The following is a 6,000-nucleotide window of genomic DNA, read 5'->3' on the forward strand; positions in this document are numbered from 1 at the left end:
CGGTTATCGTTTGTGGATGAAATATTTATGTAGATAGCGTTGTGGATAGATCAAACTATTAAAGGTGCATTTGCAAATAGATCGATTCTTGATTACCAAATTGTAATTTCCTAACTTCATTAATCAATTGACCGTAAATTATAGCAGGAGTTTTTCTATCGTCCGGCATTATCAAGTCCGTAATATCGAAATAATCATCAAACAAAGTATACTTTATTCCATCATCACGCTGATGGTGCTTGGTCTTTATTTCTTTCTAGTTTACCTGACTGAATGGATTGGTGGTACGCATATTCAAGAAATTCATTTGCTCGGCATTATTGGTGCAGCTATCATTTTCCTCCCGATCAGGAATTTATTACAAAGACGCATCGATCGACTTTTCCACCGTGAGCAATATGATTCAACAGGTAAAATTGCCGATTTTGAAAAAGCCACAGAAGGGGTGTTCGACGAGGAAAAATTACACGGGGTAATATTCGATTTTCTAAACTCAATCTTTCATTTCAATTCATTCACATGTGTGAAACGCATAGATGATGATTTGTATCAATCATCTCATCATATGGGACACAGCCAAGGTATTGCAACTATTAAAATCAATCCGTCTAAGATACTCAAGGATTTATTGTCAAGGGGACGTCCATTTGATTACAGAAAGCTTGACAATAACATACCGGAATTGAATCAGCCTGATGCGGAACTTGTGCTTCCACGGGTTTCCCTTAACAAAATTCAAGGATTTTTCGTGTGTGGTCGAAAAAAATCCGGTAAAGAATATACACTTGAAGATATTCGGCTTCTCGGTGTACTCACTAATAGGGCAGCAGCACTATTCCATACAGCAGAACTCTATAACCGTGAACTTGAGAGACAGCTTGCCGTTGAGCATGAGCGTGGAAGAATTTCAAAAGATTTACACGACGACATTGGTTCCAGCCTGACACGTATAACTATGTTTAGTGAGTTGGCAGGATTAGAGTTAAACAAAATTAAAACGGCAGACGATTTCTCAACCGAACATGTAAAAAAACTTTCCTCCTTGCTCGAGGATATCTCTCATAATTCACGCGATATAATTGAAGCAATGAGTGACGTTATATGGTCAATCGATCCGAGAAACGACACGCTCGATAATCTGACCCTGCGGATGAAGAACTACATTACTCGCTTATTAGCGGCAAAGAATATATCGTACGATATTTCAATTGCACCTGAGCTGCTTGATCTGCAATTACCGATTGCATTCAAACGGCATATTTATCTCATATTCAAAGAGAGTCTGAATAATATCATCCGCCATTCACAGGCAACGAAAGTAACACTTTCAATTCAGCAAAAAGAAAAGACGCTCTTGATTTCCATTAGCGATAATGGTAAAGGATTTGATGCCGGACAAACATTTAGTGGAAGCGGTATTAAAAATATTCGCCAACGCACTCACTCACTTAATGGCAATATCAAGATAGTTTCCAAACCGTTAAGCGGAACATCAATAGTTCTTGAGCTAAAAATACCTTAAACAAGGGATTGTCTTTTGACAAATAATAGTTTATATAGATATATCTTAATTGAGGACAATGCAAATTGAAAAACCGATGAAAGTTATAATTATAGAAGATGACAAGGAGTTGCGGGAAACTTACGTACAGATAATAAGGGAAGTAAGCAATTTTTCCTGTGTTGGCGCTTTCAGCGATTGCGAATCGGCAATAGATTCTTTAGATGATGTAGTTCCTGATATAATTCTGATGGATATTGGATTGCCGGGTATGTCGGGCATTGAAGGAGCAAAAGTCATGAAGTCTCTTCATCCATCAATCGAGATTATCATGCTGACGATATATGAGGATGAGGATAAAATATTTCAATCGATTTGCGCCGGTGTTTCGGGGTATATATTGAAAAATTCTCGCCCCGCAGAAATTGTGCGTGCGATGAAGGAAATACACAATGGTGCGCCGATGAGCGCTCCAATTGCCCGACGTATTATGAGCTTTGTTCGACAATCAGCGCCGACAAAAGATAACGATTTCAATCTTACAACACGCGAAATAGATATCCTCCAGTTGATCGTAGAAGGAAACAGCGACAGGATGATTGCAGAAAAATTATTCATCAGCATTCATACAGTTAACTCTCATCTTAAAAGTATTTACGGTAAGCTCCACGTTCATTCCAAACCACAAGCGGTTTCAGCGGCTCTTAAACACCGTATAGTCTGAACCATATCTCTCATTTTCTTCATTAATCCTCATTTTTGGACAAAAATACCTTATTTAAGGGATTGACCCAAAGTAATATCTTTGGTATATATGTAAGTGTTTTGATCACAAAACACGGTAACATTCGTTCTAAATTGGAGGGCTGACGGAGGGTGTTGTTTGGACACCCTCCAAATATTTTAGCATAAGCATTTGTAATAGATTAATATGAACTAAGCATGTCTGAGCAAACGTGGTCGATATTTCTCATCAGATATTTTCGTCATCTGCGTTCGGGCATTCTCAATTCTGACTATTCTCGCTCATTCCATTTTACCCAAATTGAAAAATACCTTGTTTAAGGGATTGATTCTATTATTAATCTTGGGTATATACATAACGGTGTTTTATTGGGAACAATGTCATGGCAAAACGCGGAATAGGGATACAACTTTGCTTTTTGTAACTAATATATCTGAATAACTGTTAGGTTAGATAGCCAATTTAATTGTCAGCTTCTTAATAAACTAATATCAAAAGGAAAACCATAATGAATCTAAAAATAAAAATTATTATGCTTATCATTGCATGTTTTGGAACATACACTTCCTCAGATAGCGGAGTTAAATCAAAACGTAAAATTGTGCAATTCTATAAGCACGATTCGCAAAAGGGTATTCAGAATTTGCAATCCATTCTTAATCATAAATTAAATGTTACATGGAATGAGTCTAATAAAACACCGGCTTTCATCGGAGGGAAATTAACGGTGAAAGGATATGCAGCATCCTCAAATAAATCTGCTGATGGAATAAGATTTCTCTCTGAAAACAAAGAACTTTTTGGATTAAAAGAACCTGCAAAGGAACTGGAGGTCATCTCGAATATCACTGATGAATTATCAATGACACACGTGAAATATCAGCAAGTAATAAATGGAATAAAAATATTTCAGGGTCAGGTGATCGTTCATTTCAATTCCGATGGATCGATAGAATCTGTTAATGGAAGGTACTTCCCGACTCCCGAAATAAATACGATTCCGTCAATAAGCAAGGAAGCTGCAATCTCGACTGCTGAAAAAAGTTTGAAGCATTACAATCCAAAAAGTATATCGGCTGAGTTAATGATCTATTCGAAGGGAGTCCAATTATTTCTAGTTTATGCTGTAAAACTCCCGTCGTTTGAAACTCCAATGATGCTCGTGTTCGTTGACGCTCAGAACGGTAAAGTTATTAAAATTGATGACGGCATCAGGTATGATGGTCCCGCGGTTGGCACTGGTGTCGGATTGAATGGCTCGTCAAGATCTATCCATACATATCTTTCTGGCGGGAAGTATTATCTGATAGATGCAAGCTTGCCGATGTTTGTTCCACCGATAGATAGCTTCAAAGGTGTGGTTGATACATACGACGCACTAAACGATACAGCAGGTAACGGTTATTTAAGTGCCGGCAGAGTTAGCGATCCCAATGATGATAACATCTTTAATGACAACGAGCGTCTCAAGGCAACGGTTGACGCTCATTATTTCAGCCGGGATGTATATGAGATATTTAAATCCCGTTTCAGCAGAAACAGCTTAGACAATGCCGGTGGTTCGCTTATCAACGTTGTTCACTATAAAATTAATTTAAATAATGCCTTCTGGAATGGAATGTTCATGACGTACGGCGACGGTGACGGAGTAATGTTTTCAAATTTAGCCGGTAGTTTTGACGTGATTGCCCATGAGATGACTCACGGCGTAACAAATAAAACAGCAAATCTGATTTATGAACTTCAGCCTGGCGCTCTCAACGAAGCTGTTTCAGATATTTTTGCATCAATAGCCGATAGTACAAACTGGCTGATTGGTGAAGACGTTTACACTCCCGCGATTGTTGGCGATGCTCTCAGGAATATGCAAGATCCACACAACGGACATTTTTCGGCCGACCAGGAGTGGCAGCCGGCGCATATGAGTGAATTCGTTTTTCTTGCCAATGATGCTGATCATGATCACGGCGGTGTTCATATTAATTCCGGAATCATCAATAAATCTTTCTACAATCTTGCTTCGGTTATTGGTCATTCAAAAAGCGGATTGATCTGGTATAGAGCTTTGACTGTTTACTTGACAAACAACTCGCAATTTATTGATGCAAGAACAGCTTGTTTGAATGCCGCGAAAGATTTATTTGGCAGCGGATCGACAGAAGAAACTGCGGTTGGAAGTGCTTTTAGTGCTGTAGGAATAGGCAGTGATACCGGTTCTACATACGATCTGGTTTATGATGACGGTTCTTCCTCCACAGGCGTTTATGAATTGGATGCTAGTTGGGAATTGGCAGTTAAGTTTACACCGCCTGTTTCAAACGTAACAATTACAAATGTTAAAATAGAAATCACCGGTGATAACGCCGGCGGATCGGGGCATTTTACATTAAAAATGTATAATGCTAATGGGACAAACGGTTTACCGGGGACACAAATTATTACGCCTTATTCATATACGCCTGCACAAGTTGGTTGGCAATCATTCGATATTACAGGTGCGAATATTAATGGAGAGTTTTATGTCAGCGCAGAATACGATGGTGTTAATCAGCCATTTGTTGGAGCAGATAATCCTCCGGGCAATCAGAAAGCATATGAATTTAACGGATCGACTTGGACACAATTAATTTCACCAAACGATTATACGTTATTCATGCGTGCAACTGTTACAAGTCTAACGGGAGTTGTTGAAATTGATTCAAGGATACCTGAAAAATTTGAGTTGGCTGAAAATTATCCTAATCCCTTCAATCCGACCACTACTATCAAATATTCCATTCCTGAAGCTCAGGATATTATGGTCAGTGTATACGATCTGAAAGGAAGTAAAATTGCAGATATTGTTGATGGATTCCAATCTGCCGGCACATATCAGGTCACGTGGAACGGGAAAAATAATTTGGGTGAATCGGTGTCGAGCGGCGCATATTTTTATCGTCTCCAAAGTAGAAATCATATTGAAACGAAAAAACTTTTGCTGCTTAAATAATAAGATAACAACCGTTATCATTTCATCAAACAATACGAGGTCATCGTGAGACAATTTCTACTAGTTCTTTCTATCTGCATAATTTGCTCAAGCATTTTTTCTACCAACACCCAAGCACAATGGATTCAAACCCACGGTCCTACAGGTGGTGGTGTGATATCTCTTGCCACCACCGGCTCGGCAGTCTTTGCCACATCCGGCGGGTACTTTTATCGGTCAACTGATAACGGTGCTAATTGGACGCAGTTTCCTTATGACGGGAACGGCGGTTGGATGGCTGTTCATGCAGGTCTCCTTTTTCTGGCGCGTGATGGTGTGCAGCGCTCATACGACAACGGCGATACTTGGATTGAATCCAATGTTGGATTGACAAATTTGAACATCAACAAACTGGAAGTAGCCGGGTCGAGCATTTTTGCTTTGATCGATTCGGCACGGGTGTTCCGATCGGACAATGATGGCATTAGCTGGTACAATGCTAAAATAGATGGTTATGGCTATGCGATCACTTCTATCACAACTGCGGGAAATAAAATTCTCGCAGGTGGGCAGGGCGTATTCCGCTGGGATGACTCGGTGTGGACAAGAATAGACTCAGGATTCAGCGTCACCAGCATCACTGCCATGGCAGCGGTAGGGTCGTCTCTTTTTGCAGGAGACTCTCACGATGGTATATATCGGTCCACCGACGGCGGAAATCACTGGAAACTCGTCTATCCAAGTTTCTTCCCCTCTATCCGTGCGTTCATTGGAGTTGGCGGATCG

The 6,000-nt window shown here is 39.9% G+C and carries 4 protein-coding genes; all 4 read left to right on the forward strand.

All coding sequences use genetic code 11. The annotated features are described in order from the left end of the window. Positions 1-127: 127 nt before the first annotated feature. Positions 128-1,522: a hypothetical protein gene (locus tag HZB59_01725; GenBank protein MBI5020133.1), complete on the forward strand. Its 1,395-nt coding sequence runs from the start codon at positions 128-130 to the stop codon at positions 1,520-1,522. A gap of 76 nt (positions 1,523-1,598) precedes the next feature. Then, positions 1,599-2,225, forward strand: coding sequence for a response regulator transcription factor (locus HZB59_01730; GenBank protein ID MBI5020134.1), 627 nt, complete (start codon positions 1,599-1,601; stop codon positions 2,223-2,225). A 529-nt stretch (positions 2,226-2,754) separates the two neighbouring features. Beyond that, complete coding sequence (locus HZB59_01735; GenBank protein ID MBI5020135.1) at positions 2,755-5,235, forward strand: M4 family metallopeptidase; 2,481 nt, start codon at positions 2,755-2,757, stop codon at positions 5,233-5,235. 45 nt (positions 5,236-5,280) lie between these two features. Then, on the forward strand, positions 5,281-6,000 hold a 720-nt coding region (locus HZB59_01740; GenBank protein ID MBI5020136.1), incomplete at its 3' end, for a hypothetical protein.

The sequence above is a fragment of the Ignavibacteriales bacterium genome (assembly GCA_016214905.1).
GTDB lineage: Bacteria > Bacteroidota > Ignavibacteria > UBA10030 > SZUA-254 > PNNN01.

Excerpts from the sequence above, each read along its gene's own strand:
- HZB59_01730 (MBI5020134.1), top strand. The coding sequence starts at position 1,599 with ATGAAAGTTATAATTATAGAAGATGACAAGGAGTTGCGGGAAACTTAC.
- HZB59_01735 (MBI5020135.1), top strand. The coding sequence starts at position 2,755 with ATGAATCTAAAAATAAAAATTATTATGCTTATCATTGCATGTTTTGGA.